1 protein-coding gene is annotated in these 258 nt (G+C 72.9%); it reads left to right on the top strand.

All coding sequences use genetic code 11. The features are described 5' to 3' along the window. Nucleotides 1-258: AMP-binding enzyme (locus IF09_RS41490; RefSeq protein ID WP_037637288.1), on the top strand; the 258-nt coding region annotated here is incomplete at both ends.

Here is a 258-nt window from a genome sequence, read left to right as displayed (position 1 = left end):
GCCGCGGCCGTCACCCCGGACGGCTGGCTGCGCACCGGCGACGTCGGGGTCCTCGACACCGACGGCAACCTGCGCATCACCGACCGGATCAAGGACATGTTCATCGTCGGCGGGTTCAACGCCTACCCCGCCGAGATCGAGCAACTCATCGGCCTGCACCCGGACATCGCGGACGTCGCCGTCGTCGGCGTCCCCGACCCCCGCCTCGGCGAGGTCGGCAAGGCGTACGCGGTCCGCCGCCCCGGCTCCACCCTCACG

Source organism: Streptomyces katrae (assembly GCF_000717655.1).
In the GTDB taxonomy this organism is placed as follows: domain Bacteria; phylum Actinomycetota; class Actinomycetes; order Streptomycetales; family Streptomycetaceae; genus Streptomyces; species Streptomyces katrae_B.
The sequence above is the reverse complement of the archived record's forward strand: the minus strand, read 5'-3'. Positions and strand labels throughout refer to the sequence as shown.